The following is a 24,356-nucleotide window of genomic DNA, read 5'->3' on the forward strand; positions in this document are numbered from 1 at the left end:
GTTGACCCGCTGTTGACCCGCTGTTGACCGTTACCCCGTTTCACGAACACTGATGACGACCGCTTCCTCCCCGGCCACGCCGGACTACGATCTCGCCATCGTCGGCGCGGGCCCCGTCGGGCTCGCGCTCGCCGGCTGGCTCGGCCGACGCAGCGCGACGCAGCACGCGTCGATCGCGCTGATCGACGCTCGCGAGCCGGCAGCGAGCGCGAACGACCCGCGCGCGATCGCCGTATCGCACGGCAGCCGCGTGCTGCTCGACACGCTCGGATGGCCGGGCGACGCGACGCCGATCGAACACATCCACGTGTCGCAGCGCGGCCATTTCGGCCGCACGCTGATCGACCGCGACGAGCACGACCTCGCCGCGCTCGGCTATGTAGTGCGCTACGGCTCGATCGTGCAGGCGCTCGCGCAGGCCGTGCGCGGCACGCGCGTCGACTGGCTCACGTCGACCACCGCACGCACGCCGCGACAGGACGCCGACGGCGTCACGCTGACACTCGACGGCCCGCAAGGCGAGCGCACGCTGCGCGCGCGCATCGTCGTCAACGCCGAAGGCGGGCTGTTCCACGAACAGCAGGCCGATACGGGCAAGCATCGCCGCGACTACGGTCAGACCGCGATCGTCGGCACGGTCACGGTCTCGGCACCGCGCCCGAACGTCGCATGGGAACGCTTCACGCACGAAGGCCCGCTCGCGCTGCTGCCGCTCGGCGGCCCGCGCCAGGCCGAGTATTCGCTCGTGTGGTGCTGCACGCCCGACGAAGCGGCCCGCCGTGCCGCCCTTCCCGACGACGCGTTCCTGCGCGAACTCGGCGCTGCCTTCGGCGAGCGGATGGGGCAGTTCGTCGCGATCGCGGGGCGCGCATCGTTCCCGCTCGGGCTGAACGCGGCACAAACGCTCGTCAACGGGCGCATCGCGATCGTCGGCAACGCCGCGCAAACGCTGCATCCGGTCGCCGGCCAGGGGCTCAACCTCGGGCTGCGCGACGCGCATACGCTCGTCGACGCGCTGTCCACGCAAGGCTTCGAAGCGACCGCGCTCGCAACCTTCAACGCGCGGCGTGCGCTCGACCGGCGCTTCACGATCGGCGCGACCGACACGCTCGCACGGCTGTTCACGGTCGACAGCGGCCCCATTCCGCTGTTGCGCGGCGCGGCCCTCACCGCGCTCGAATTCGTACCGCCGCTCAAGAAGGCGATCGCGCGCCAGATGATGTTCGGCCAGCGCAACTGACGCGCGGCGGCGCGGCACGCGTTGCGCGCCATCAGCGCCGTGCAAACCGGGTCAAATCGGCCGGGCATGGGAATACGGTAAAATGCGCGTTTTCCCTCCGCCCTTTTTTGCCCGCGACGCCTGGCGCTCGCGGGCGGTGCCATTGCGATGCCCGTTATCGGCCCTCACGTATTGCGTAACAACCTGTTCGTCGCCCCGATGGCCGGGGTGACGGATCGCCCGTTCCGCCAGCTGTGCAAGCGGCTGGGGGCCGGATACGCCGTGTCCGAGATGGTCGCGTCCAATGCGCAGCTGTGGAAGAGCGCGAAGACGATGCGGCGGGCGAACCACGAAGGCGAAGTCGAGCCGATCGCGGTGCAGATCGCCGGCGCCGATCCGGCGATGATGGCCGAAGCCGCCCGCTACAACGTCGACAACGGCGCGCAGATCATCGACATCAACATGGGCTGCCCGGCGAAGAAGGTCTGCAACGTCGCGGCCGGCTCCGCGCTGCTGCAGAACGAACCGCTCGTGCAGCGGATCGTCGAGGCCGTCGTCGCGGCGGTCGGCACGGGGCCGGATGCGGTGCCCGTCACGCTGAAGATCCGCACCGGCTGGGATCGCGAGCACAAGAACGCGATCACGGTCGCGCGCCTCGCCGAGGCGGCCGGCATCTCGATGCTGACCGTGCACGGCCGCACGCGCGCCGACCTCTACCGCGGCGACGCGGAGTACGACACCATCGCGGCCGTGAAGGCGGCCGTGCGCATCCCGGTCGTCGCGAACGGCGACATCACGTCGCCGGCGAAAGCGAAGGCCGTGCTCGACGCAACCGGCGCCGACGCACTGATGATCGGTCGTGCCGCGCAAGGCCGGCCATGGCTGTTCCGTGAAATCGATCATTTCCTGCAAACCGGCGAGTTGCTGCCCCCGCCGCGGATCGACGAGATCCAGCACGTGATGAACGAACACCTGGAAGACCACTACGCGTTCTATGGTGAATTCACGGGCGTCCGTACTGCGCGCAAGCACATCGGCTGGTACACTCGCGGCCTTTCCGGTGCCAACGGGTTCCGGCACAGGATGAACACGCTCGATTCCACCCGCGAGCAGCTCGCCGCCGTCAATGCATTCTTCGAGGCGCAAAAAGCGCTGTCGGACCACCTCGTCTACGTCGATGACGAAGAGGAAAACGGCCAGGGCGAGTCGGACGACCATAACCAGTTAGCAGCATGAGCAAGCACAACATCGAACAATGTGTCCGCGAGAGCCTGGACGTGTATTTCCGGGATCTAGACGGCTCCAATCCGCACGACGTCTATGAAATGGTGATGTCCTGCGTCGAAAAGCCGATGCTCGAGGTCGTGCTCGTACAGGCAGGCGGCAACCAGTCGCTCGCCGCGGAGTACCTCGGCATCAATCGCAATACGCTGCGCAAGAAGCTGCAGCAGCACGGCCTGCTGTAGGCGGCCGTCCCGTCCCCGTTTCCCTGGCTATTGGTGGTTCCATCATGATCAAGCAAGCGCTCATTTCCGTTTCCGACAAGACCGGCATCGTCGACTTCGCGAAGTCGCTGTCCGACCTCGGCGTCAAGCTGCTGTCGACCGGCGGCACCGCGAAACTGCTCGCCGACGCGGGCCTGCCCGTTACCGAAGTGGCTGATTACACGGGCTTCCCGGAAATGCTCGATGGGCGCGTGAAGACGCTCCACCCGAAGGTGCACGGCGGCATCCTGGCCCGCCGCGACCTGCCCGAGCACATGCAGGCGCTGGAACAGCACGGCATCCCGACGATCGACCTGCTCGTCGTGAACCTGTACCCGTTCGTCGCGACCATCGCGAAGGACGACTGCACGCTCGCCGACGCGATCGAGAACATCGACATCGGCGGCCCGACGATGCTGCGCTCCGCCGCGAAGAACCACCGCGACGTGACGGTCGTCGTCGATCCGGCCGATTACTCGGTCGTGCTCGACGAAATGAAGGCGAACGGCAACGCGGTCGGCTACGCGACCAACTTCCGCCTCGCGACGAAGGTGTTCGCGCACACCGCGCAATACGACGGCGCGATCACGAACTACCTGACGAGCCTGACCGACGAGCTGAAGCACGCATCGCGCAGCGCGTACCCGGCAACACTGAACATGGCGTTCAACAAGGTCCAGGACCTGCGCTACGGCGAGAACCCGCACCAGAGCGCGGCGTTCTACCGCGATCTCGCGACGCCGGCCGGCGCGCTCGCGAACTACCGCCAGCTGCAGGGCAAGGAACTCTCGTACAACAACATTGCGGATTCGGACGCAGCGTGGGAATGCGTGAAGACGTTCGACGCACCGGCCTGCGTGATCATCAAGCATGCGAACCCGTGCGGCGTCGCAGTTGGCAACGATTCGGCCGACGCATACGCGAAGGCATTCCAGACCGACCCGACCTCGGCCTTCGGCGGCATCATCGCGTTCAACCGCGAAGTCGACGAAGCGGCTGCCCAGGCGGTTGCGAAGCAGTTCGTCGAAGTGCTGATCGCACCGTCGTTCTCCGACGCCGCGAAGCAGGTGTTCGCCGCGAAGCAGAACGTGCGCCTGCTCGAAATCGCGCTCGGCGACGGTCATAACGCGTTCGACCTGAAACGCGTGGGCGGCGGCCTGCTCGTGCAGTCGCTCGATTCGAAGAACGTGCAGCCGAGCGAGCTGCGCGTCGTCACGAAACGTCAACCGACCGCGAAGGAAATGGACGACCTGCTGTTCGCATGGCGCGTCGCGAAGTACGTGAAGTCGAACGCGATCGTGTTCTGCGGCAACGGCATGACGCTCGGCGTCGGCGCCGGCCAGATGAGCCGCGTCGATTCCGCGCGCATCGCGAGCATCAAGGCACAGAACGCGGGCCTTACGCTGGCCGGCTCGGCCGTCGCGTCGGATGCGTTCTTCCCGTTCCGCGACGGTCTCGACGTCGTCGTGGCGGCAGGCGCGACCTGCGTGATCCAGCCGGGCGGCTCGATGCGCGACGACGAAGTGATCGCGGCGGCCGACGAGCACGGCATTGCGATGATCCTGACGGGCGTGCGTCACTTCCGTCACTGATCGCATGCGGCCCGCGCGGCCGCTGCATGCAAACCCGGCGGCATCGTACCCGCCGGGTTTTTTATTGCGCGGCGCCGACGTACACGACCGTGCGGCCGGCACCGCACACCATTCGTTGTAGTATCGCTGCATCAGGTTTTTCTCCTCACTCATGCGAATTCTCGGCATCGACCCTGGCCTGCGTGTGACCGGCTTCGGCATCATCGACGTCAGCGGCCACCGGCTCGCCTATGTCGCAAGCGGCGTGATCCGCACGCCAACGGCCGACCTGGCCACCCGACTCGGCACGATCTTCCAGGGCGTATCGACGCTCGTGCGCGAACACGCGCCCGACCAGGCCGCGATCGAACAGGTGTTCGTCAACGTGAACCCGCAGTCGACACTGCTGCTCGGCCAGGCACGCGGCGCCGCAATCTGCGGGCTCGTCGCCGGCGGCTTGCCGGTGGCCGAATACACCGCGCTGCAACTGAAGCAGGCCGTCGTCGGTTACGGCCGCGCGACCAAGTCGCAGATGCAGGAGATGGTCACGCGGCTGCTCAACCTCACGGGCCAGCCCGGCAGCGACGCGGCCGATGCGCTTGGGATGGCGATCTGCCATGCGCACAGCGGTAATACGCTCGGCACGATCAGCGGCCTCGCGCCAGCGCTCGCGAAAAAGGGACTGCGGGTGCGGCGCGGACGGCTCGTCGGCTGACGCAACGACACGCACATCCAAGGCGCAATGCACGCATTGCGCCTGCAACCGCTCTACCCGCCTGCCGGCCTGATCGCCTGATCGCCACCCCAACCTGACGGCCAACTCATCGGCATCGCGCCGCACCTGCGCTACACTCGCGCTTTCTTCCTCGCTTCACGCCATCCATGATCGGTCGCATCGCCGGCATCCTGCTCGAAAAGAACCCGCCCCACCTGCTCGTCGACTGCAACGGCGTCGGCTACGAGATCGACGTGCCGATGAGCACCTTCTACAACCTGCCGCAGACGGGCGAGCGCGTCGTGCTGCTCACGCAGCAGATCGTGCGCGAGGACGCGCACCTGCTGTACGGCTTCCTGACGCCGCAGGAGCGCACGACCTTCCGCGAACTGCTGAAGATCACCGGTATCGGCGCGCGCATGGCGCTGGCCGTGCTGTCCGGCATGAGCGTGCAAGAGCTCGCGCAGGCAGTGACGATGCAGGACGCCGCACGTCTCACGCGCCTGCCCGGCATCGGCAAGAAGACCGCAGAGCGCCTGCTGCTCGAGCTAAAGGGCAAGCTCGGCGCGGATCTCGGTGCGCTCGCCGGTGCCGCATCCCAGTCCGATCACGCGACCGACATCCTCAACGCGCTGCTCGCGCTCGGCTACTCGGAAAAGGAAGGCCTCGCCGCGATCAAGAACGTGCCGGCCGGCACCGGCGTGTCCGAGGGCATCAAGCTCGCGCTCAAGGCATTGTCGAAGGCGTAACACCCGCCCGAACCGGCTGTCGCAGCCAGTGTCGCGCCGCCGTGCGGCGCGCGCCAGTCGGCCGTTCGGCCAGTTCGACCGCGTGACCGCGCGCGGTACAATGGCCGCATGATTGAAACCGACAAACTCGCCGCCGAGCGGATCATCGCCGCCACGCCCGCCTCGTCGCACGAGGAGGTGTTCGAACGCGCGCTGCGGCCGCGCCAGCTCGACGACTACGTCGGCCAGGAAAAGGTGCGCGGCCAGCTCGAGATCTTCATCGAGGCCGCGAAGCGCCGCTCCGAGCCGCTCGATCACGTGCTGCTGTTCGGGCCGCCAGGCCTCGGCAAGACCACCCTCGCGCACATCATCGCGCGCGAGATGGGCGTGAACCTGCGCCAGACGTCGGGCCCCGTGCTCGAGCGCGCGGGCGATCTCGCCGCGCTGCTGACCAACCTCGAGGCGAACGACGTCCTGTTCATCGACGAAATCCACCGGCTGTCGCCGGTCGTCGAGGAAATCCTGTATCCGGCACTCGAGGATTACCAGATCGACATCATGATCGGCGAAGGACCGGCCGCACGCAGCGTGAAGCTCGACCTGCAGCCGTTCACGCTGGTCGGCGCAACCACCCGCGCGGGCATGCTGACCAACCCGCTGCGCGATCGCTTCGGGATCGTTGCGCGCCTCGAGTTCTACAATGCCGAGCAACTGTCGCGCATCGTGCGGCGCTCGGCGTCGCTGCTGAACGCGCAGATCGATCCGAACGGCGCGCTGGAAATCGCGAAGCGCTCGCGCGGCACGCCGCGGATCGCGAACCGGCTGCTGCGCCGCGTGCGCGACTATGCGGAAGTGAAGGCCGACGGCCAGATCACCGCGGCCGTGGCCGACGCCGCGCTCGCGATGCTCGACGTCGATCCGGTAGGCTTCGACCTGATGGACCGCAAGCTGCTCGAGGCGATCCTGCACAAGTTCGACGGCGGCCCGGTCGGTATCGACAACCTCGCGGCGGCGATCGGCGAGGAGCGCGACACGATCGAGGACGTGCTCGAGCCGTACCTGATCCAGCAGGGCTTCCTTCAGCGCACGCCGCGCGGGCGCGTCGCGACGCTGCTCACGTACCGCCACTTCGGGCTCTCCGCGCCCGATGCCGGCAAGACCGAACGCGGGATGTGGGATACCGCCGACGGGAAGTAACCCGCCGCCCGCACCGCGCCTGCCATGACCACGCCGCCCAGCCCGCACCCCGCCACGCCGACGCCGGGCCCGCGTTGGATCGAACCGATCCGCAAGCGGCTCGTGGCCGGCGTCACGCACCTGACGACAGGTGGCGGCGGTCCGTCGATCGATCTGTCGTCACCTCCCGGAGACCCGGGGCTGTTCGGCCCCGACGCCATCTGCTGGCGCGTGCATGCCGATTTCACGTCGATGATGACGGGCGGCATTGCCGCGCTGCTGCTGCAGGCGCTCCATCCGCTCGCGCTCGCGGGCGTCTGGGATCACTCGTCGTTTCGCACCGACATCCTCGGCCGCTTGCGGCGCACCGCCACGTTCATCACGGGCACGACGTTCGGCAGCCGCGCGGACGCACTCACGCTGATCGAGCGCGTAAAAACGATTCACGCGCGCGTATCGGGTACCGCGCCCGACGGCAGGCCGTACCGAGCCGACGATCCGGCGTTACTGACCTGGGTGCACGTCGCGGAAGTATCGAGCTTCCTCGCCGCACATTTGCGCTATGTGAATCCGTCGCTGTCGGGCGAGCAGCAGGACGGCTACTACGCTGAGACGGCGTTGATCGCCGAGCTGCTCGGCGCCCGGGACGTTCCCCGTTCGCGTGCGGAAGTCGCGGCCTATTTCACGCGCCTGCTGCCCGAACTCGAAGCCGGGCCACGCACCTTCGACGTCATGCACCTCCTGCTGAATGTGCCGGTCTCTACGCCCGCGCTGCGCCCGGCTGCGTCACTGATCATGCATGCGGGCATAGACCTGCTGCCGAACTGGGCGCAGCGCATGCTCGGCGTGTCGACGTTCGCGCCGCTGCGACGCGCGGTGGTCCGGCCCGGTGTCAGGGCGGTCGCCCCCGTGCTGCGCTGGGCGCTCGTCAACGGCGCGTCGAAACGCGCACGCCGCCGCGCAACCGCGACACCGCCCGACGGTACCCCACACGCCTGACGATCCGTTTCTTCGGATCATTTCAATTTGCCGGCAAATTCCCGTGACCGCCGCGCCGATGCGATCCATGGCGGGAAGAAGCACACGAAAGGGGAATTCGACAAGCTGCGCCAGCCGATCACGGCCGACAAGCCCGGCAGGACCGCGTACACGCTCGACTACAGGATGCGCCAAGCACCGCCGCACCAAGCCTGACGTGGAAGGCGGCGCCCGGCCGGTCACACCGGCGTGGCCGGCGTGACTGCATCAAAGTACCTTGCGATACCCGTCGTCGTCGCTTGCGGTATCCAGATGCGAGACGTCGGCCCATTGCACGACTTGCGCACGGCCATCGACGTAATCGACGACGTTGATGCTGGTGTTGAGCAACTGATAGCTGCGCGGCGCCGACAGGTCGAGACCGTTTGCAAAGCGATACACGCAATCAAGCACGCCGCCGTGCGCGACGCATGCGATGCGCTCGCCCTGATGCGCGGCGACGATCGGCTCGAGCGCATGCAGCACGCGATGATAGAACGCGCGCTGCGACTCGCCGCCGTCCGGCGCGAATCCCGGGTCGCGCGTCTGCCACGCGGCGTAGGCATCCGGAAACAGCGTCTCGATCTCGGTGCTGTCATGCCCCTGGAACACGCCGTACGCACGTTCGCGCAGCCCTTCGCGCAACCGCAGCGACAGCCCAAGCGCATCGGCAAAGGGTTGCGCGGTCTGCTGCGCGCGCATCAGGTCGCTCGAATAGATCGCGTCGATCCGCTGCCCTTCATGCGCTTCCCGCGCGAGCCGGACGGCCAGCCGCTGCGCCTGCGCAAGCCCCGTGTCGGCGAGCGGGATATCGATATGGCCCTGAATGCGCTTGATGCGGTTCCAGGCCGTCTCGCCATGGCGAATGAAGAGGATCTGCGTGGTGGTCATCGCGGCGCGTCTCGGGGAAGGAATCAGGGCCGCACTTGCAGCCAGAACGTCACGGGACCGTCGTTGACGAGCGACACCTGCATGTCGGCGCCGAATTCGCCCGTCTCGACGACCGGATGACGCTCGCGCGCGGCCGCGACGAAATAGTCGAACAGGCGCGCGCCTTCGTCGGGCGGCGCGGCCGGCGTGAAGCTCGGCCGCAGCCCGCTATTGGTATCGGCGGCGAGCGTGAACTGCGACACGAGCAGCAGGCCGCCGGCGCTGCCCGCGCCATCGATGTTCGACACCGGCAGGTTCATCTTGCCGGCCGCATCGCTGAATACGCGATAGCCGAGCAGCTTCGCGAGCAGCTTGTCAGCGGCGGCCTCGGTGTCGCCGCGCTCCGCGCAGACGAGCGCGAGCAGCCCTGCGCCGATCTCGCCCGTCGTGCGGTCGCCGACGCGCACGTCGGCGCGCTTCACGCGCTGGATCAGCGCGATCATGCTGTCAGCGTGACGCGCGCGAAGCGGCGCTTGCCGACCTGGACGACGAACTCGCCGGCCTCGACCTTCAGGCCCTTGTCGGACACCGTCGCACCGTCGATCTTCACGCCGCCTTGCTCGATGTTGCGCAGCGCTTCGCTCGTCGACGGCACGAGGCCCGCCTGCTTCAGCAGCTGACCGATCGCGAGCGGCGCGCCCGCGAGCGTGACCGACGGGATGTCGTCCGGCACGCCGCCCTTCGCGCGGTGATTGAAATCTTCGAGCGCACGCTCGGCGTCGGCCTGCGAGTGGAAGCGCGCGACGATCTCCTGCGCGAGCAGCACCTTGAAGTCGCGCGGATTGCGGCCGCCTTCGGCGTCGCGCTTGAAACCGGCGATTTCGTCGAGGCTGCGGAACGACAGCAGTTCGAAGTAACGCCACATCAGCGTGTCCGAGATGCTCATCAGCTTGCCGAACATGTCGGTCGGCTTCTCGCTGATGCCAACGTAGTTGCCCTTCGACTTCGACATCTTCTCGACACCGTCGAGGCCTTCGAGCAGCGGCATCGTCAGGATGCACTGCTGTTCCTGGCCGTACTGCTTCTGCAGTTCGCGGCCGACGAGCAGGTTGAACTTCTGGTCGGTGCCGCCGAGCTCGAGGTCGGCGTTCAGCGCGACCGAGTCGTAACCCTGCATCAGCGGGTACAGGAATTCGTGGATCGAGATCGGCACGCCGCTCTGGAAGCGCTTCGTGAAATCCTCGCGCTCGAGGATCCGCGCGACCGTGTAGCGCGACGCGAGCTTGATCATCCCGTCCGCGCCGAGCGGCATCGACCATTCGCTGTTGTAGCGAATTTCGGTCTTTTCGCGGTCGAGCACGAGCGCGGCCTGTTCGAAGTAGGTCTTCGCGTTCGACTCGATCTGTTCGCGCGTGAGCGGCGGACGCGTCGCATTGCGGCCCGACGGGTCGCCGATCAGCGACGTGAAATCACCGATCAGGAAGATCACGGTGTGGCCGAGATCCTGCAGCTGACGCATCTTGTTCAGCACGACCGTATGGCCGATGTGGATGTCGGGCGCCGTCGGATCAAGGCCGAGCTTGATGCGCAGCGGCGTGCCGGTAGCCGCGCTGCGCGCGAGCTTCTGCGCGAACTCTTCCTCGATCAGCAGTTCGTCGACGCCGCGCTTCGTGACGGCGAGCGCATGGCGGACTTCGTCGGTAATCGGGAAAACAGGCTTGGAACTGGGTTCGGTGCTCATCGGTGCCAGGAAGAATGTCGCAAAGACAGGGATTTTCCCATAACTTGCGCGTGCATCGCTTAACGATGCGTCAGGTTGCGCGGATAATCGGGCGCAAGGCGCGTGGCACAGGCCCGCGTCGCTCGATCCAGGAGAATCCAACGTGCCGCAACGACATCCGCAACCCGCCCATCCGGCCGACGGCATCTACTTCGGACTGATGTCGGGAACCAGCATGGACGGCGTCGACGGCGTCGCCGTGCGTTTCGAGACCGGCCGCGCGCCGGTCGTGCTCGCGGAAGCGTTCGTCGGCTTCGCGCAATCGCTGCGCGACGCGCTGTTCGCGCTGCAGCAGCCCGGCGACAACGAGATCGACCGCGAATCGGTCGCGGCGAACGCGCTCGTCGCGCGCTACGCGGTGTGCTGTCACGAGTTGCAGCGCACCGCCGGCCTGTCGCGCGACGAGATCCGCGCGATCGGCGTGCATGGCCAGACGGTCCGGCACCGTCCCGAGCGCGGCTACACGCGCCAGCTCAACAATCCGGCGCTGCTCGCGGAGCTTGCCCATATCGACGTGATCGCCGATTTCCGGAGCCGCGACGTCGCGGCCGGCGGCCACGGTGCACCGCTCGCGCCTGCGTTCCATGCGACGATGTTCGGCGCGCCGGGCGAGACGCGGGTCGTCTGCAACCTCGGCGGCATCAGCAACATCACGATCCTGCCCGGTGATGGCGGCGACGTGCGCGGCTTCGACTGCGGGCCCGCGAACGCGCTGCTCGACGCATGGGCGACGCGCCACCTCGGCAAGCCGTACGACGACGGCGGCAAGTTCGCCGCGCGCGGCACCGTGCACGCACCGCTGCTCGACGCGCTGCTCGACGAGCCTTACTTCGCCGCGCTGCCGCCGAAAAGCACCGGCCGCGACCTGTTCAATTCCGCGTGGCTCGACGCGAAGCTCGCCGCGTTCGCGCAGGTTGCGCCGGAACACGTGCAGGCGACGCTGACGGCGCTCACCGCCGTCTCGGTCGCCCGCGAAGTCGCGCAGCATGCGACGGATTGCAGGGCCATGTTCGTCTGCGGCGGCGGCGCCCGCAATCCGGTGCTGCTCGCCGCGCTCGCGGATGCACTGCGCGAGGCTGGCGTGCCGGCAACGGTGGATACGACAGCTGCGCTCGGCGTGCCGCCGCAACAGGTCGAAGCGCTCGCGTTCGCCTGGCTCGCGTATCGCTTCACCGCGCGCCAGCCCGGCAACCTCGCGAGCGTGACGGGTGCCGCGGACGCGCGCGTACTAGGCGCGCTTTATCCGCGCTGATGGAAGGCCCGGGATGCGACGACCCGCAGGCCGCTCGGTTCGGCGGTTCGCACCGCGCATGGGCACAAAAAACGGGGCATGAAGCCCCGTTTTTCATTCCGGCGATCCGGACAGGTTCCGTCGTGCGCTCAGACCGAGAACGACGAGCCGCACCCGCAGGTGGTCGTGGCGTTCGGGTTCTTGATCACGAACTGGGCGCCGTTGAGGTCGTCCTTGTAGTCGATCTCGGCGCCGACCAGGTACTGGTAGCTCATTGAGTCGATCAGGAGCTGGACGCCGTTCTTGTTCATCACGGTGTCGTCCTCGTTGACTTCCTCGTCGAACGTGAAGCCATACTGAAAGCCCGAGCAGCCGCCGCCCTGCACGAATACGCGCAGCTTCAGGTCGGGATTGCCCTCTTCGTCGATCAGTTGCTTGACCTTGTCGGCCGCGGCGTCGGTGAAGACGAACGGTACCGGCATTTCGGCGGTCGTTGCTGCGGATTCGGTAACAGCGTTCATGCGAACTCTCCAAAAAGCTTTAGCCGCTATTGTAGGGCCGATCAGAAGATCGTGCTGATGTCCATGAAATCAATAGGTTCTTGTTGATTTCCGTAAAGGAAACCGCCCGCGGGGCACCGCCGCGCGGGCATAAAAAAACCGCCAGCGCGAAAACTGGCGGTTTTTCCGGCGGACGCGCCCGGAAGCGGCGCGGCCATGAAGCGGAATTAACGCTTCGAGAACTGCTTTGCGCGGCGTGCCTTGCGCAGACCAACCTTCTTACGCTCGACTTCACGTGCATCGCGCGTGACGAAGCCTGCGTTCGACAGCGACGGCTTCAGCGTCGCATCGTAGTCGATCAGCGCGCGGGTGATGCCGTGGCGCACTGCGCCTGCCTGACCCGTTTCGCCGCCGCCGTTCACGTTCACCTTGATGTCGAACGTCTGGCCGTGGTTCGTGAGTTCCAGCGGTTGACGCACGATCATCAGCGACGTTTCGCGCGAGAAGTAGTCAGCGATGGGCTTGCCGTTGACGATGATGTCGCCCTTGCCAGCCTTGATGAAGACACGTGCGACTGCGCTCTTGCGGCGGCCCGTACCGTAGTTCCAGTTACCGATCATGTGGGCTCCCCTTAGATCTCGAGCGCTTTCGGCTGTTGAGCCGAGTGCGGATGCGTCGCTTCAGCGTAGACCTTCAGCTTCTTGATCATCGCGTAGCCGAGCGGGCCCTTCGGCAGCATGCCCTTGACCGCCTTCTCGAGCGCACGGCCCGGGAAGCGTTCTTGCATCTTGCCGAACGTCGTTTCATAGATACCGCCCGGGTAGCCCGAGTGACGGTAGTACTTCTTGTCCAGAGTCTTGTTGCCCGTGACCTTCAACTTGCTTGCGTTGATGATGATGATGAAATCACCAGTGTCGACGTGCGGGGTGAACTCAGGCTTGTGCTTGCCGCGCAGACGGCGTGCCACTTCGCTGGCAACACGGCCGAGAACCTTATCCGTCGCGTCAATCACGTACCATTCACGCGTCACCTCATGGGCTTTTGCGGAAAACGTCTTCATGATCGATCCAAAAAAAATGCTTTGCCCGATGTGTTCTTCCTGCTTGTCTGTGTGCGCTTCGAGGCGCGGTGCAGGCTCTCCCTGTTCTTTTTCCGTGGGCATGAATGCGGAAAAGCCCTGAATTATAAAGGAAATGCGGCAGCGCGGTCAAAAAGAATCCGCGTCCCGTGCCGGCGGCGCCCGAAATGGGCCAAAATCCGGTCGTGCCCCGATATACCAGGCGAACCGAGCGCCCGGGGAGGCACCCATCGACGCGCGGTACCTGACCTTGCCGCGCCAGACCGGCCGACAACGGAAAAACAACAAACAAGCATGATGAAACAACGACTTACGCCCCTTTTCGCGGCCGCGCTGCTGGCCGCCGCCGCGCCCGCCGTCGCCGCCAGGGCCGGCTGCGAGGCCAAGCTCGACGCACTCGACGCCCGTATCGCCGACGCTCGCGGCGCCCATGCCGAAGATCGCATCGCCCGCCTGCGCGCGGTACGCGAACGCGTACGCCACTTCTGCGCGCGCGGTCATGGACACGCATCGGCCGCGCAGGCCCCGCCGCCTGCCGCCGGTTCGACCGACACGCCAACCGGCGCGGCATCGCAGGCAGTCGCACGGCGGCCCGCGTAACGGCGTCAACGACAGGCATCGGAGCGCGCAAACTGCGCGCCGATGCTTGCACGGAACGAAAAAAAGCCCGAACGGCTGGTTCGGGCTTAATCCACCTTAGGAGGAGGGTGGAGGAGACATGCGGAGGTTGCCGCAGCGCGACAACCAATGAGGCTCATTATACGAACGCACCGCCGACATCACAAGAAAATTTGCATTACGAAATCTCGCACCATGATGCGAAATATGGCGAATTTCAGGGCAGAGCGCGCTTTCTCTTTAAAAATCAATCGATTGGGAAAAATAACGCAACCGGAAATCCGGCGCATCTAGAGTAATACCCCTAAAACCAGCCGGGAAATCGGCGTTCGGCGCCCCGCCAGGCGCCGCGTGCGGCGGCGCGACGTTGCGCGTCGTGCAGCGCATCAGCCGACTATTGCACCGCGGGCTACAATGCGCGATCGAATCCGAATCAGGCAACGCTGGAGTGCAAGCATGGAATGCAAAGTAAGCTGGATGGGTCAGGACGGCATGGCGTTTTCCGCCCAGACCGGAAGCGGGCACCTCGTCGCGATGGACGGCGCACCGGAAGGTGGCGGCCATAATCTCGCGCCGCGCCCGATGGAAATGGTGCTGCTCGGCACCGGCGGCTGCACCGCGTACGACGTCGTGCTGATCCTGAAGAAGAGCCGCCAGGAAGTCACCGGCTGCTCGGTCACGCTGAAGGCCGAGCGCGCGAGCGAAGATCCGAAGGTGTTCACGAAGGTCCACTTCCACTTCACCGTCACGGGCCGCAACCTGAACCCGGCGACGGTCGAGCGCGCGATCAACCTGTCACACGACAAGTACTGCTCCGCGTCGATCATGATCGCGAAGACGGCCGAGCTCACGCATTCGTTCGACATCGTCGCGGCCTGAACGCCCGGCAGCCACGCATGAAAAAAAGGGCCGGCGCTCCTGACGGAGCGCCGGCCCTTTCGCATTCGAGCGGCAAAGCAGGCCGATAAGCCGGATTCTGTGCACGCTGTACGCCGAAGCGCACGGCGCGTGGCAGCCATTCCTCTAGACGCGCCATTGCTGACGCGCTCAAGCTTCCTACCCGCAGACGAGACGGGGGCCCCGTCCTGCATCCGAAAATGCGCGCCTGCCTACTTGGAATTGCTCCGGGTGGAGGTTACCGTGCCAGCGGACGTCGCCGTCGCCGCGGTGCGCTCTTACCGCACCGTTTCACCCTTACCTGATCCCGGCTTGCGCCGGGCCATCGGCGGTTTGCTTTCTGTTGCCCTGTTCCGCGTGTCGCCACGGATGGCCGTTAGCCATCACCCTGCCCTGTGGAGTCCGGACTTTCCTCGCCCTCGCCTGCCCGAAGGCGGCGAGGCCGCGACTGCCTGGCCTGCTTTGCGACGCGCATTCTAGCACTGCGCGCCGCCGCCGGCAGCGCGCGAACGGCGGCCGCTGCGGAAAACCGCCGGGTCGTCGTAGAACGCAGGTGCGGCATTCGCGTCACACCAGCCCGGCACGCCAAGCACCGGGAGCGGCGCGAAGTCACGGCTCGTCAGGTCGCGGGTCGCGAATTCGCCGGCGATCCGCTCATCGACATGCGCGGCACGCTGCGCGTCGGGCCACGAGAAATAGTCGTCGCTCACTTCGACGATCCAAGTGTGCGCGGTGCAGGACTTGTACGGCGTGACGAGCTTCTCGAGCAGCGCATGGCCGACGAGCCGCGCCTCGCAGCGCGTGCCCCACTCGTCGCGCGCCGCCACCAGCAGCAGCTGCCAGTTGAAGCCGCGCAGCGCGTCGGCGAGCGCACGGTCGGACGTCACGAACAGCGCGGCGTTCTCGTCGAACAGCGTGAGCGCATCGCGCAGCGTGCCGCGCACGGGGCCGACGCCGCCCGCGGCGTCGATCGCCGCGGCCTGGCGTGCGTTCAGCGCGGCCTTGGTGCGCGGATACGCGAACCAGACGAGCGCATTGAAGAAGTCATGAAGATTGTGACGGGTCGGGACGCCGCCCGTGTCGGCGATATGCGTTTCGTATGCGATGCCTGGCGGCAGCTCCGCCTGCGCCACGAAGCGCAGCGGCCGGCCGCGGCCGCTCGCCCGCGTACCGCCGCGCAGCGCACCGTTCAACGCATCGAGCAGCGCGGTCTCGCCCGTGAGCGCAGCCGCCTGCAGCGCACGACCGGGCGCCGCGTAAGGCGCGAGCCACGGCGCTGACCAGTCGATCTGCGCGAATACCGCCGCCTCGCCGCCGGCCGTCAGGCCGGCCCCGCGCGGCGGCGTGCCGGTCACGCGAACTTCCAGCCGATCGTTTCGCCGGCGCGCAGCGGCACGACCGGCGTATCGCCCGCGAAGACCTCGCGCGGCAGTTCCCAGGTCTCGCGGCGCAGCGTGATCGTCTCGGTGCTGTGCGGCAGCCCGTAGAAATCGGCGCCGAAGCGGCTCGCGAAATTCTCCAGCTTGTCGAGCGCGCCGGCCTGGTCGAACGCTTCCGCATACAGCTCGAGCGCGTGCAGTGCCGTGTAGCAGCCCGCGCACCCGCATGCGGTTTCCTTCGCGTCGCGCGCGTGCGGCGCGCTGTCGGTGCCGAGGAAGAAGCGCGGGTTGCCCGACGTCGCGGCTTCGACGAGCGCGACGCGGTGCGTTTCGCGCTTCAGCACCGGCAGGCAGTAGTAATGCGGGCGAATCCCGCCGACGAACAGCGCGTTGCGGCTGTACAGCATGTGCTGCGGCGTGATCGTCGCGCCGAGCAGGCCCGGCGCAGCGTCGGCGTCGCGCACGTAGTCGGCCGCGTCCTTCGTCGTGATGTGCTCGAACACGACCTTCAGGCCGGGGAAATCGCGCCGCAGCGGCGTCATCACGCGGTCGATGAACACCTTCTCGCGATCGAACATGTCGATCGCCGGATCGGTCACCTCGCCGTGCACGAGCAGCGGCATGCCGGTTTCCTGCATGACCTCGAGCGTCTTCGCGCACTTCGCGAGATCGCTGACGCCATGGTCGGAGTTCGTCGTCGCGCCGGCCGGATACAGCTTCACGCCATGCACGAAGCCGCTGTCGCGCGCGCGGTTGATTTCGTCGGGCGCCGTGTTGTCGGTCAGGTACAGCGTCATCAGCGGCTCGAACGCCATGCCCGCCGGCAGCGCGGCCAGGATTCGCTCGCGATACGCCTGCGCCTGCGCGGTGGTCGTGACGGGCGGCTTCAGGTTCGGCATGACGATCGCGCGGGCGAACTGGCGCGCCGTATGCGGCAGCACCGCGGCCAGCATGTCGCCGTCGCGCAGGTGCAGGTGCAGGTCGTCGGGACGGGCGAGCGTGAGCGTCGCCGGAGAGGAAGCGTTCGAGGCAGTCATAGGAGGCGTTGTAGGAACGGGCTGGCGATCTGCGGGGCCGGAACGCGCGTGCGCGGGCCGACGACTGACGGCAAACCGCAACACGAGGCCTTCGGCTGGCGGAATCCGCTTTTTACCGCTCAAGGCTCGGTGATATGCTAGAAGCCACATTGTACCGGGGTTCACCCGGTTGGTTACCCAGCTTCCGCCCCCGCCCCAAGTAAAATGTGCCAACTCCTAGGAATGAACTGCGCCGCGCCGACGGACGTCACATTCTCCTTCACAGGTTTCGCGGCCCGGGGCGGCCTCACCGATCACCATGCCGACGGCTGGGGGATCGCGTTCTTCGAGGACAAGGCGTGTCGCCTGTTCATCGACCAGCAGGCGTCGGCCACGTCGCCGATCGCCGAAATGGTGAAGCGCTACCCGATCAAGTCCAAGAACACGATTGCGCACATCCGCAAGGCCACACAGGGTCACATCCTGCTCGAGAACAGCCACCCGTTCATGCGCGAGCTGTGGGGGCGGCACTGGATCTTCGCGCATAACGGCGATCTGCAGGACTACGAACCCGATCTCGACGGCAGCGTCTACCATCCGGTCGGCACGACCGACAGCGAGAAGGCGTTCTGCGTGCTGATGCAGGGGCTGCGCGAAGCGTTCCCCGGCGCGCAGCCGCCGTTGCCGGAGCTGTTCGAGCGCGTCGGCGAGCTGACGCGCGGCATCACCGATCACGGCGTGTTCAACTTCCTGATGTCGAACGGCCAGGCGCTCTTCGCACACTGCTCGACGCGGCTGCACTACCTCGTGCGGCGCTGGCCGTTCTCGACCGCGCATCTGGTCGACGAAGACCTGTCAATCGACTTTGCGAAATACACGACGCCCGAGGATCGCGTCGCGGTGATCGCCACGCAGCCGCTGACCGACAACGAAATCTGGACCTCGTTCGAACCGGGCGAGCTGATCATGTTCCAGTGCGGCGACGTCACCGCGCGGATGCAGATTCCGGTGCCCGAGCGCGTGCTCGAGAAGCTGCGCAACCCGGCGCTCGACGCATCGGCGTCCGCCCCGTGCGGCGGTGTGCAGCGCGAGGCGCTGGCGGCCGGCACCACGGACGACGCCGACGACCCGATCGACTACTGAGCGCGCCGCGCCGTCGGGCGCCCGCCCATCCCGCCTTCCGCTTGTGCGCGCGCGTCACGACCCGGCGATCACCGGCAGTGAAAGTCTCCGCCCGGCGACGTTTCGCGTTTCATTCAGATCGCCATTGGATGCACGCGATCATCGCCATACAACATCCGCTTTTATTTTATTAATTTTCGAGAGAAAATAATTAACCAACAAAAAACAAGATAAAAGCGGTCTAAAACAGATAATCCGGAAGCCGCAGTTTAAAGCACGAACCCAACACTGATCGTGCGCTATCCCACCGACCTGGCGATTCCGCCCGGCCCATAGGAAGGTCCACCAAACCCTTCCCCACCAAGGCTTTCAGTTCGATTAACCACACAATCCAGAAATACCACCCCATACCGTTACCATCCTCACATATCTTGATTTTTTGAAAATCGACCACCCCGTCGATTAGTAGACTCGCTCCATCTTCGGTGTAACGAATCCTGATTGGCACTCGACGCAGCCACGGCTGCCGCACGTCCATTCGAAACACACATCACCGTGGAATGCGCATTCGCCGCATACGGCGAATACCACTTCAAAAGAAGAAAGAGGGGCTTGTCGTGAATCACTCATTTCGATCGATATGGAGCGAAGCCGCCGGCTGCTGGGTCGCGGTTGCGGAAACGGCCCGGGCGCGCGGTAAGCGTTCGGGCAGCCAATCGGCCGCAAGCCGCCGTGACGGCCGCACGGCGATCCGCCGCTCGCCGCTACGCGTCGCCGCGCTCGGTGCGGCGCTGGCCGCGCTGTCGGCCGGCTCCGCGTACGCATCGAGCTGCGGTAACGGTTCGGCGGTCGCAAGCGGCGGCACTTGCGCGCTCGGCAGCGTCAGCCCGACCGTCAACGACAACCTGGCCAGCGCCACGACCGTGTCGGGCGGCGACACGGTCGGCGTGACGGGTGCATGGACGGGTGCCGCCGGCGACCCCGGCTATACGCTCACGCCGATCGGCAATACGTCCATCGTGTCGGGCAACCCGAACCAGCCGCTGCTGTCGCTCGGCGGCAAGACGCAGAGCGTCAGCACGCCCGACACGATTACGGGCACCCATACGTCGATCGCCACGTACAACTCGTCCGCATTCGCCGCGTCGACGGCCGGCTCGACCGAGGTGCCCGTCTACCATGACGTGAACGGGAACCAGTACGTGAACCTGCGGATCGGCACCGTCGACAACACCGGCGGCACGTTGAACGTGTCGATCGGCAATCCCGCGAACGCGCCAGACGCGGCCGGCAACGCGATCTCGATCGCGCCGAAGCAGACCGACCTGACCTTCGCGGACGGCACCGGCACGGCAAAAAGCGTCGTCAACTGGAATTCGCGCAACCAGGTCTGGCTCGGCACCGGCGACTATCTCGCGAGCGGCGGTGCCGTTGGCAATCTCCAGCTCGACGTCCCGGCCTACGCGGGCACCTTCACCGCATTCGACGGCAGCACGTGGACCGTCACCGACGCCGCGTCGCTCGCCGCGTACAACGACTTTCTCGTGCGTTCGGTACAAAGCGGCGCGCTCGGCTCGCAGGCCGCCTACGACAGCGCGTTCGGCCAGGCCGTCACGTTCTCGCAGCAAACCTTCCAGTATCAGAACAACGTATCGTCGGGCGACAAGAACACGCTGCCGATCGATCACCTGTCGGCAATGCACGGCACCGGCGCGAATGCAACGCTGCAGATCGGCAAGGACGGCCAGATCGACTTCCGCGGCACCAACACGATCGCTTCGAGCTCGGCCGTCCTCGCGGAAAACGGCGCGCACTTCGTCAACGACGGCCGCCTATCGGGCGACTTCACGCTGGTGCGCCTGCTGAGCGGCGCAAGCGGCGTCAACAACGGCACGATCTCGTCCGGCTACGCGTCCGGCGACAATTTCGACACGAGCAGCAGCGCGCCGCCCGACAACTTCGGCTTCCACGCGTACACCGAGGGCAACGGCGTGTACGCAAGCGGCACGGGTACCTCGTTCGTCAACAATGGCGTGATGAACGTCGGCGCATGGACGCTCGACGGCAACCGCCCCGACCTGCAGAACTACGCGGTGGCCGTGACGAACGGTGCGAACGCGTCGAACGCCGGCACGATCAACGTCGGCGTCAACGCGACGACGCTCGACAGCCAGGTGATCGGCGGCTTCGCGGCCGGCGGCGCCTTCACGAACGCGGCCGGCGGCACGATCTATCTCGGCCGCGCGGCCCAATACGGACCGGGGGCAGCGGCGAACGACGTCGCGCTGTCCGCGCATTCCTACGGGATCCTGCTCGGCGCATCGGGCACCGCCAGCAACCTCGGCTCGATCGTGATCGGCTCGCAGACGCAAAACGGCGCCGGGATGGCGAGCATCGGTTCGTCGTCCGGCACGCTGCGCAACGCGGGCACGATCATCGTGAACGGTGCGGCACCCGGCACGCCGTTCGCCAACGTCGGCATGCTCGCGGCCAATACGGCCGCGACCGTGACCAACACGGGCACGATCACGCTGAACGGCGTGAACGGCATCGGCATCATGGTGGTCGGCACCGGTTCGACCGCGACGGCCGCGACGTCGACCGGCACGATCAACGTGGCCGGCGGGCTCGATCCGGCGTCGGACACGCGCAACTATGGCGTGTGGGCCGAAGGGCCGCGCGCGAAGGCCACGGTCGACGGCGCGCTCAACCTGACCGGCAACGGCGCGATCGGCGTCCACGCGCGCTCGGGCGCGACGATCAACGTCGACGCCAACGCCGTGCCCGCCTTCATGTCGGGCACGAACCAGATCGGTTTCTACGCATACGGCGCTGGCTCGAAGATCAACGTCGCCGCGCAGCACCTGAGCGTCGATACCGACGATTCGACGCTGTTCCGCATCGCGGGCGGCGCGGCCTATACGGGCGCGTCGGCGGCCGGCACGCTGACGACCGACGTGAACGGCCAGCGCGCGCGCGGCGTGCTTGCCACGGGTGCCGGCACGACGCTGTCCACGGGCCACGCCACCTACAACGTCAACGGCGCGGACGGCATCGCGGTCGCAGTCGAAGGCGGCGCGACGGGCACGATCGACTCGGGCGCGACCATCGACCTGAATGCGGCCGGCGCGATCGCGGGCACCGTCGACGGCCAGGCACACGCCCTTACCGGAGCGAACGCCGGAACGCCAGTCGCGACGACGCTGACCAACAACGCGGCGGTCGCGTCGTCGACGGCCGGCGTGACCGGCTTCGTCGCGCAAAACCTCGGCACGCTCGAGAACCGCAATACGGTGCTGCTGACCGGCCCCGGCTCGACGGGGGTTGTCGTCGGCACGCTCGGCACGGTGAACAACGCGTCGGCGATCCGCGTATCGAACGGCACCGGCGCGCTCGTGCAGGGCGCGTCGGCAACGCTCGCCAACGCGGGCACGATCGAGGCGGACGACGGCATCGCCGGCGTTCACCTGACGGGTACCGGCGCGTCGGTCGCCCTGTCGGGCGCGGGCACCATCGTCGCGAACGGCAGCGCCGACGGCGTGCTGATCGACTCGACCGTGTCGGGCGGCGGGATCGCAGCCGGCGCGACGTCGATCGCGGTGGGCGGCGTGGGCAAGGGCATCGACAACCTCGGTTCGAACACGACGATCGTGCTGTCAGGCACGCAGATCGGCACGACCGGCGCCGGCGCCGACGGACTGTCGTCGACGGGCGCCGGCGCGCGCATCGCGACCGATGCGGCGACCGTCGTGCGCACCGCCGGCGACGACGCGCGCGGCCTCTTCGTGACGGGCGCGGATTCGATGCTCGCGGCCGACGGCACGACCGTCACGACGACGGGTGCCGGCGCGCACGCGATCGTCGCGGGCAGCGGCGCGATCGCACTGCTGTCGGGCGCGAAGGTCTCCACGGCGGGCACGGCAGCCGACGGCCTCGTCGTACGGAACGGCGGCCGCATCGGCGACACGGGTTCGTCGATCGCGAGCGCGGCCGGCAACGGCGCGACGGTCGACGGCGGCGGCGTGCTCGCGCTGACCGGCACGACGCTCAAGGGCGCGACGGCCGGCGTGCTGAGCACCGACACGCTTGCGACCGGCGCGACGAGCGCAGTGCTCGTCGACGGCGGCAGCGTCGCGCCCGTCGCCGGGCCGGCGTTCGCGGCGCGCGGCGGCACGGTCGATATCGCGGTGCGCAACGGCACCGTCGTGACGGCCGGCAACGGCACACTGCTGGACCTCGCGAACGGGAGCACCGCGACCTTCAACGCATCGGCCGTGAATCTCGCCGGCGACATCGTGTCGGACGCGTCGAGCACCGGCAACGTGTTCCTGACGAACGGCACGACCCTCACCGGCAAGATCGATCCGGTCGCGCTCACCGTGGACGGCACGAGCACGTGGCACATGACCGGCAGCTCCGTGCTGAGCAGCCTGAACAACGCGGGTCTGGTTGCATTCGCCGCGCCGTCCGGCGCGCCGACGGCGGCAGGCAGCTACCGGACGCTGACGACCGGCAGTTACGTCGGCAACGGCGGCACGATCGCGCTGAACACCTATCTCGGCGCCGATGCGTCGCCGACCGACCGGCTGATCGTGAACGACGGTGCCGCGACCGGCACGACGGGGCTGAAGATCGCGAACACGGGCGGCACCGGCGCGCAGACGGCGGGCGAAGGGATTCCGGTGGTCGTCACGGCCAACGGCGGCACGACCTCCGCATCGGCGTTCCATCTCGCGGGCCCGGTGCAGGCCGGCGCATACGAATACCGGCTCTACCGCGGCGGACAGAGCGATGCGAACGGCTGGTATCTGCGCTCGCAACTCGACCCGACGGACCCGGGCGATCCGGTCGGCCCGAACGTCATCAAAGGCGGCGGCAATCTCGCGTACCGTCCGGGCGTCGCAGGCTATGCGATGACGCCGCTGCTGAACGCGGACTACGGCTTCTCGACGCTCGGCAAGCTGCACGAGCGCGTCGGCGACATCTACAACCTCGAGAGGCAGGCGTCGGGCAACCGCGACGGTGTGTGGGGCCGCATCGGCGGACAGAGCCTCGATGCGAACGCGGGACGCTTCGCGGCCGACGAGCGCACGTTCTTCGCGCAGTTCGGCAAGGACTGGACGCTCGACCAGGCGCCCGGCGGCGGCAGCACGCATGCGGGCGTGACGGCGAGCATCGGCGTCGCGAACGCGAGCTTCAGCGACATGGCACGCGCCGACGCAGCGGGCCTGTCGACGTCGACGGGCTCGGTCGAGATGCACGCGCAGAGCGTCGGCGGCTACTGGACGCGCTACCTGTCCGACGGCACCTACTTCGACAGCGTCGGCCAGGTCACGCACTACGGCAACCGCTATCGCGACAGCTACGGCAACGACGCATCGCAGAACGGCTTCGGCATCGCACTGTCGCAGGAGGTCGGCAAGCCGTTCGGGATCGGCGGCACGCCGATCGCGGTCGAGCCGCAGGCGCAGCTGATGTATCAGTACCTGAAGCTGAACGGGTTCGACGACAATGTGTCGGCCGTGTCGGCCACGACGACCAATGCGTTGCGCGGACGCGTCGGCGTGCGCATCTTCCGGCCGAACCTCGACGCGAACGCGGGTGGCGGCGCCGCGACGCCGTACTTCACCGCCGACGTGCTGCACGACTTCCTGTCGCCGGGCCAGACCGTCGTCGGCGGCACGCCGTTCGCGACGCACCTGGGCCGCACGTGGTACGAGCTCGGCCTTGGCGTGACCGCGGGCTTCGGCAAGTCGGGCGAGTTGTACGCGAACGTGAAATATGCGCGCAACATCGGCGGCGATTACCGGCGCGGCGTCACCGGGCAGGTTGGCTACCGCTACAGCTGGTAACGCCGCGCGCCGGAATCCGTTCGTCGCCAGCGGCGCGCGACGGACGGCAGGCGAAAAAAAAACCGCCCGGCGTTCGGCCGGGCGGTTTGCGCATTCCGCGCGC

Annotated in this window: 21 protein-coding genes, 1 other RNA gene and 1 pseudogene; 14 read left to right on the forward strand and 9 right to left on the reverse strand. The window is 67.2% G+C overall.

Annotated elements, in window-relative coordinates; translation table 11 throughout:
• Positions 1 to 52 precede the first annotated feature (52 nt).
• The 9 genes and pseudogenes from DIE08_RS17455 to DIE08_RS17500 all read left to right on the forward strand — a co-directional run.
• Positions 53 to 1,240: a UbiH/UbiF/VisC/COQ6 family ubiquinone biosynthesis hydroxylase gene (locus tag DIE08_RS17455; RefSeq protein WP_124902696.1), complete on the forward strand. Its 1,188-nt coding sequence runs from the start codon at positions 53 to 55 to the stop codon at positions 1,238 to 1,240.
• Between the two features lie 147 nt (positions 1,241 to 1,387).
• On the forward strand, positions 1,388 to 2,455 hold the full coding sequence (gene dusB, locus DIE08_RS17465; RefSeq protein ID WP_006497523.1) for a tRNA dihydrouridine synthase DusB: 1,068 nt from the start codon (positions 1,388 to 1,390) through the stop codon (positions 2,453 to 2,455).
• Complete coding sequence (locus tag DIE08_RS17470; RefSeq protein WP_006476892.1) at positions 2,452 to 2,685, forward strand: Fis family transcriptional regulator; 234 nt, start codon at positions 2,452 to 2,454, stop codon at positions 2,683 to 2,685. Before dusB ends, DIE08_RS17470 begins: the two co-directional genes overlap by 4 nt.
• Before the next feature lie 44 nt (positions 2,686 to 2,729).
• Positions 2,730 to 4,295: a bifunctional phosphoribosylaminoimidazolecarboxamide formyltransferase/IMP cyclohydrolase gene (gene purH / locus DIE08_RS17475; protein ID WP_059608257.1), complete on the forward strand. Its 1,566-nt coding sequence runs from the start codon at positions 2,730 to 2,732 to the stop codon at positions 4,293 to 4,295.
• Between the two features lie 151 nt (positions 4,296 to 4,446).
• On the forward strand, positions 4,447 to 4,989 hold the full coding sequence (gene ruvC, locus DIE08_RS17480) for a crossover junction endodeoxyribonuclease RuvC (protein WP_059465409.1): 543 nt from the start codon (positions 4,447 to 4,449) through the stop codon (positions 4,987 to 4,989).
• Positions 4,990 to 5,156: 167 nt separating this feature from the next.
• The gene (gene ruvA, locus DIE08_RS17485) at positions 5,157 to 5,738 is read left to right on the forward strand and encodes a Holliday junction branch migration protein RuvA (RefSeq protein WP_059451998.1); all 582 of its coding nucleotides are present in this window, start codon (positions 5,157 to 5,159) and stop codon (positions 5,736 to 5,738) included.
• Positions 5,739 to 5,846: 108 nt separating this feature from the next.
• Positions 5,847 to 6,914 carry a Holliday junction branch migration DNA helicase RuvB gene (gene ruvB, locus DIE08_RS17490; RefSeq protein WP_059608256.1) on the forward strand — a complete coding sequence of 356 codons (1,068 nt, stop codon included), beginning with the start codon at positions 5,847 to 5,849 and terminating at the stop codon, positions 6,912 to 6,914.
• A gap of 24 nt (positions 6,915 to 6,938) precedes the next feature.
• Positions 6,939 to 7,892, forward strand: coding sequence for an oxygenase MpaB family protein (locus DIE08_RS17495; protein ID WP_124902698.1), 954 nt, complete (start codon positions 6,939 to 6,941; stop codon positions 7,890 to 7,892).
• A 51-nt stretch (positions 7,893 to 7,943) separates the two neighbouring features.
• Positions 7,944 to 8,087, forward strand: a pseudogene (locus tag DIE08_RS17500) (chromosome partitioning protein ParB); the annotation flags it as partial.
• A 51-nt stretch (positions 8,088 to 8,138) separates the two neighbouring features.
• Here DIE08_RS17500 and DIE08_RS17505 read toward each other — a convergent pair.
• Genes DIE08_RS17505 through tyrS form a run of 3 tightly spaced genes read right to left on the reverse strand, consistent with a single transcriptional unit; the run spans position 8,139 to position 10,521 of the window.
• The gene (locus DIE08_RS17505; RefSeq protein ID WP_124902700.1) at positions 8,139 to 8,801 is read right to left on the reverse strand and encodes a histidine phosphatase family protein; all 663 of its coding nucleotides are present in this window, start codon (positions 8,799 to 8,801) and stop codon (positions 8,139 to 8,141) included.
• 23 nt (positions 8,802 to 8,824) lie between these two features.
• On the reverse strand, positions 8,825 to 9,283 hold the full coding sequence (dtd, locus tag DIE08_RS17510) for a D-aminoacyl-tRNA deacylase (protein ID WP_124902702.1): 459 nt from the start codon (positions 9,281 to 9,283) through the stop codon (positions 8,825 to 8,827).
• Complete coding sequence (gene tyrS, locus DIE08_RS17515) at positions 9,280 to 10,521, reverse strand: tyrosine--tRNA ligase (protein ID WP_059608253.1); 1,242 nt, start codon at positions 10,519 to 10,521, stop codon at positions 9,280 to 9,282. Before tyrS ends, dtd begins: the two co-directional genes overlap by 4 nt.
• 142 nt (positions 10,522 to 10,663) lie before the next feature.
• Between tyrS and DIE08_RS17520 the strand changes: the two genes are divergently transcribed.
• Entirely contained in the window at positions 10,664 to 11,812 is a 1,149-nt protein-coding gene (locus tag DIE08_RS17520) for an anhydro-N-acetylmuramic acid kinase (RefSeq protein ID WP_124902704.1), read from the forward strand.
• A gap of 128 nt (positions 11,813 to 11,940) precedes the next feature.
• Here DIE08_RS17520 and erpA read toward each other — a convergent pair whose 3' ends face one another.
• The 3 genes from erpA to rplM all read right to left on the reverse strand — a co-directional run bounded on the left by erpA (position 11,941) and on the right by rplM (position 13,351).
• On the reverse strand, positions 11,941 to 12,312 hold the full coding sequence (gene erpA / locus DIE08_RS17525; RefSeq protein ID WP_006751888.1) for an iron-sulfur cluster insertion protein ErpA: 372 nt from the start codon (positions 12,310 to 12,312) through the stop codon (positions 11,941 to 11,943).
• 206 nt (positions 12,313 to 12,518) lie between these two features.
• The gene (gene rpsI, locus DIE08_RS17530; protein WP_011883283.1) at positions 12,519 to 12,911 is read right to left on the reverse strand and encodes a 30S ribosomal protein S9; all 393 of its coding nucleotides are present in this window, start codon (positions 12,909 to 12,911) and stop codon (positions 12,519 to 12,521) included.
• A gap of 11 nt (positions 12,912 to 12,922) precedes the next feature.
• Positions 12,923 to 13,351 carry a 50S ribosomal protein L13 gene (gene rplM / locus DIE08_RS17535; RefSeq protein WP_009687896.1) on the reverse strand — a complete coding sequence of 143 codons (429 nt, stop codon included), beginning with the start codon at positions 13,349 to 13,351 and terminating at the stop codon, positions 12,923 to 12,925.
• A 312-nt stretch (positions 13,352 to 13,663) separates the two neighbouring features.
• Here rplM and DIE08_RS36235 point away from each other — a divergent pair, with 312 nt between their 5' ends.
• Together DIE08_RS36235 and DIE08_RS17550 are read left to right on the forward strand one after the other, a co-directional pair.
• Positions 13,664 to 13,969, forward strand: coding sequence for a DUF1090 family protein (locus tag DIE08_RS36235; RefSeq protein WP_124902706.1), 306 nt, complete (start codon positions 13,664 to 13,666; stop codon positions 13,967 to 13,969).
• A gap of 432 nt (positions 13,970 to 14,401) precedes the next feature.
• Complete coding sequence (locus tag DIE08_RS17550; RefSeq protein WP_124902710.1) at positions 14,402 to 14,866, forward strand: OsmC family protein; 465 nt, start codon at positions 14,402 to 14,404, stop codon at positions 14,864 to 14,866.
• A gap of 70 nt (positions 14,867 to 14,936) precedes the next feature.
• On the opposite strand, the gene rnpB is transcribed toward DIE08_RS17550, so the two are convergent.
• From rnpB to pyrC, 3 genes are all read right to left on the reverse strand, one after another.
• Positions 14,937 to 15,348, reverse strand: an RNA gene (gene rnpB / locus DIE08_RS17555) — RNase P RNA component class A.
• Positions 15,349 to 15,360: 12 nt separating this feature from the next.
• Positions 15,361 to 16,239, reverse strand: coding sequence for a DUF3025 domain-containing protein (locus tag DIE08_RS17560; protein ID WP_124902712.1), 879 nt, complete (start codon positions 16,237 to 16,239; stop codon positions 15,361 to 15,363).
• A complete protein-coding gene (pyrC, locus tag DIE08_RS17565) occupies positions 16,236 to 17,300 on the reverse strand; it encodes a dihydroorotase (protein WP_059608249.1) in 1,065 nt (354 codons plus the stop codon). Before pyrC ends, DIE08_RS17560 begins: the two co-directional genes overlap by 4 nt.
• A 204-nt stretch (positions 17,301 to 17,504) precedes the next feature.
• Here pyrC and DIE08_RS17570 point away from each other — a divergent pair, with 204 nt between their 5' ends.
• Together DIE08_RS17570 and DIE08_RS17575 are read left to right on the forward strand one after the other, a co-directional pair.
• Positions 17,505 to 18,422: a class II glutamine amidotransferase gene (locus tag DIE08_RS17570; RefSeq protein ID WP_124902714.1), complete on the forward strand. Its 918-nt coding sequence runs from the start codon at positions 17,505 to 17,507 to the stop codon at positions 18,420 to 18,422.
• A 596-nt stretch (positions 18,423 to 19,018) separates the two neighbouring features.
• The gene (locus DIE08_RS17575) at positions 19,019 to 24,253 is read left to right on the forward strand and encodes an autotransporter outer membrane beta-barrel domain-containing protein (protein WP_124902716.1); all 5,235 of its coding nucleotides are present in this window, start codon (positions 19,019 to 19,021) and stop codon (positions 24,251 to 24,253) included.
• Positions 24,254 to 24,356: the final 103 nt, after the last annotated feature.

Origin of the sequence: Burkholderia sp. Bp9004 (assembly GCF_003858025.1) — a bacterium.
GTDB lineage: Bacteria > Pseudomonadota > Gammaproteobacteria > Burkholderiales > Burkholderiaceae > Burkholderia > Burkholderia diffusa.

What these genes read in the sequence shown, in the direction of transcription:
- rpsI (WP_011883283.1), bottom strand. Translation starts at nt 12,911, where the DNA reads ATGATCGGTAACTGGAACTACGGTACGGGCCGCCGCAAGAGCGCAGTC.
- purH (WP_059608257.1), top strand. Translation starts at nt 2,730, where the DNA reads ATGATCAAGCAAGCGCTCATTTCCGTTTCCGACAAGACCGGCATCGTC.
- ruvB (WP_059608256.1), top strand. Translation starts at nt 5,847, where the DNA reads ATGATTGAAACCGACAAACTCGCCGCCGAGCGGATCATCGCCGCCACG.
- DIE08_RS36235 (WP_124902706.1), top strand. Translation starts at nt 13,664, where the DNA reads ATGATGAAACAACGACTTACGCCCCTTTTCGCGGCCGCGCTGCTGGCC.
- ruvC (WP_059465409.1), top strand. Translation starts at nt 4,447, where the DNA reads ATGCGAATTCTCGGCATCGACCCTGGCCTGCGTGTGACCGGCTTCGGC.
- dusB (WP_006497523.1), top strand. Translation starts at nt 1,388, where the DNA reads ATGCCCGTTATCGGCCCTCACGTATTGCGTAACAACCTGTTCGTCGCC.
- ruvA (WP_059451998.1), top strand. Translation starts at nt 5,157, where the DNA reads ATGATCGGTCGCATCGCCGGCATCCTGCTCGAAAAGAACCCGCCCCAC.
- DIE08_RS17550 (WP_124902710.1), top strand. Translation starts at nt 14,402, where the DNA reads ATGCGCGATCGAATCCGAATCAGGCAACGCTGGAGTGCAAGCATGGAA.
- DIE08_RS17570 (WP_124902714.1), top strand. Translation starts at nt 17,505, where the DNA reads ATGTGCCAACTCCTAGGAATGAACTGCGCCGCGCCGACGGACGTCACA.
- dtd (WP_124902702.1), bottom strand. Translation starts at nt 9,283, where the DNA reads ATGATCGCGCTGATCCAGCGCGTGAAGCGCGCCGACGTGCGCGTCGGC.
- DIE08_RS17470 (WP_006476892.1), top strand. Translation starts at nt 2,452, where the DNA reads ATGAGCAAGCACAACATCGAACAATGTGTCCGCGAGAGCCTGGACGTG.
- DIE08_RS17455 (WP_124902696.1), top strand. Translation starts at nt 53, where the DNA reads ATGACGACCGCTTCCTCCCCGGCCACGCCGGACTACGATCTCGCCATC.
- DIE08_RS17505 (WP_124902700.1), bottom strand. Translation starts at nt 8,801, where the DNA reads ATGACCACCACGCAGATCCTCTTCATTCGCCATGGCGAGACGGCCTGG.
- rplM (WP_009687896.1), bottom strand. Translation starts at nt 13,351, where the DNA reads ATGAAGACGTTTTCCGCAAAAGCCCATGAGGTGACGCGTGAATGGTAC.
- erpA (WP_006751888.1), bottom strand. Translation starts at nt 12,312, where the DNA reads ATGAACGCTGTTACCGAATCCGCAGCAACGACCGCCGAAATGCCGGTA.
- tyrS (WP_059608253.1), bottom strand. Translation starts at nt 10,521, where the DNA reads ATGAGCACCGAACCCAGTTCCAAGCCTGTTTTCCCGATTACCGACGAA.
- pyrC (WP_059608249.1), bottom strand. Translation starts at nt 17,300, where the DNA reads ATGACTGCCTCGAACGCTTCCTCTCCGGCGACGCTCACGCTCGCCCGT.
- DIE08_RS17495 (WP_124902698.1), top strand. Translation starts at nt 6,939, where the DNA reads ATGACCACGCCGCCCAGCCCGCACCCCGCCACGCCGACGCCGGGCCCG.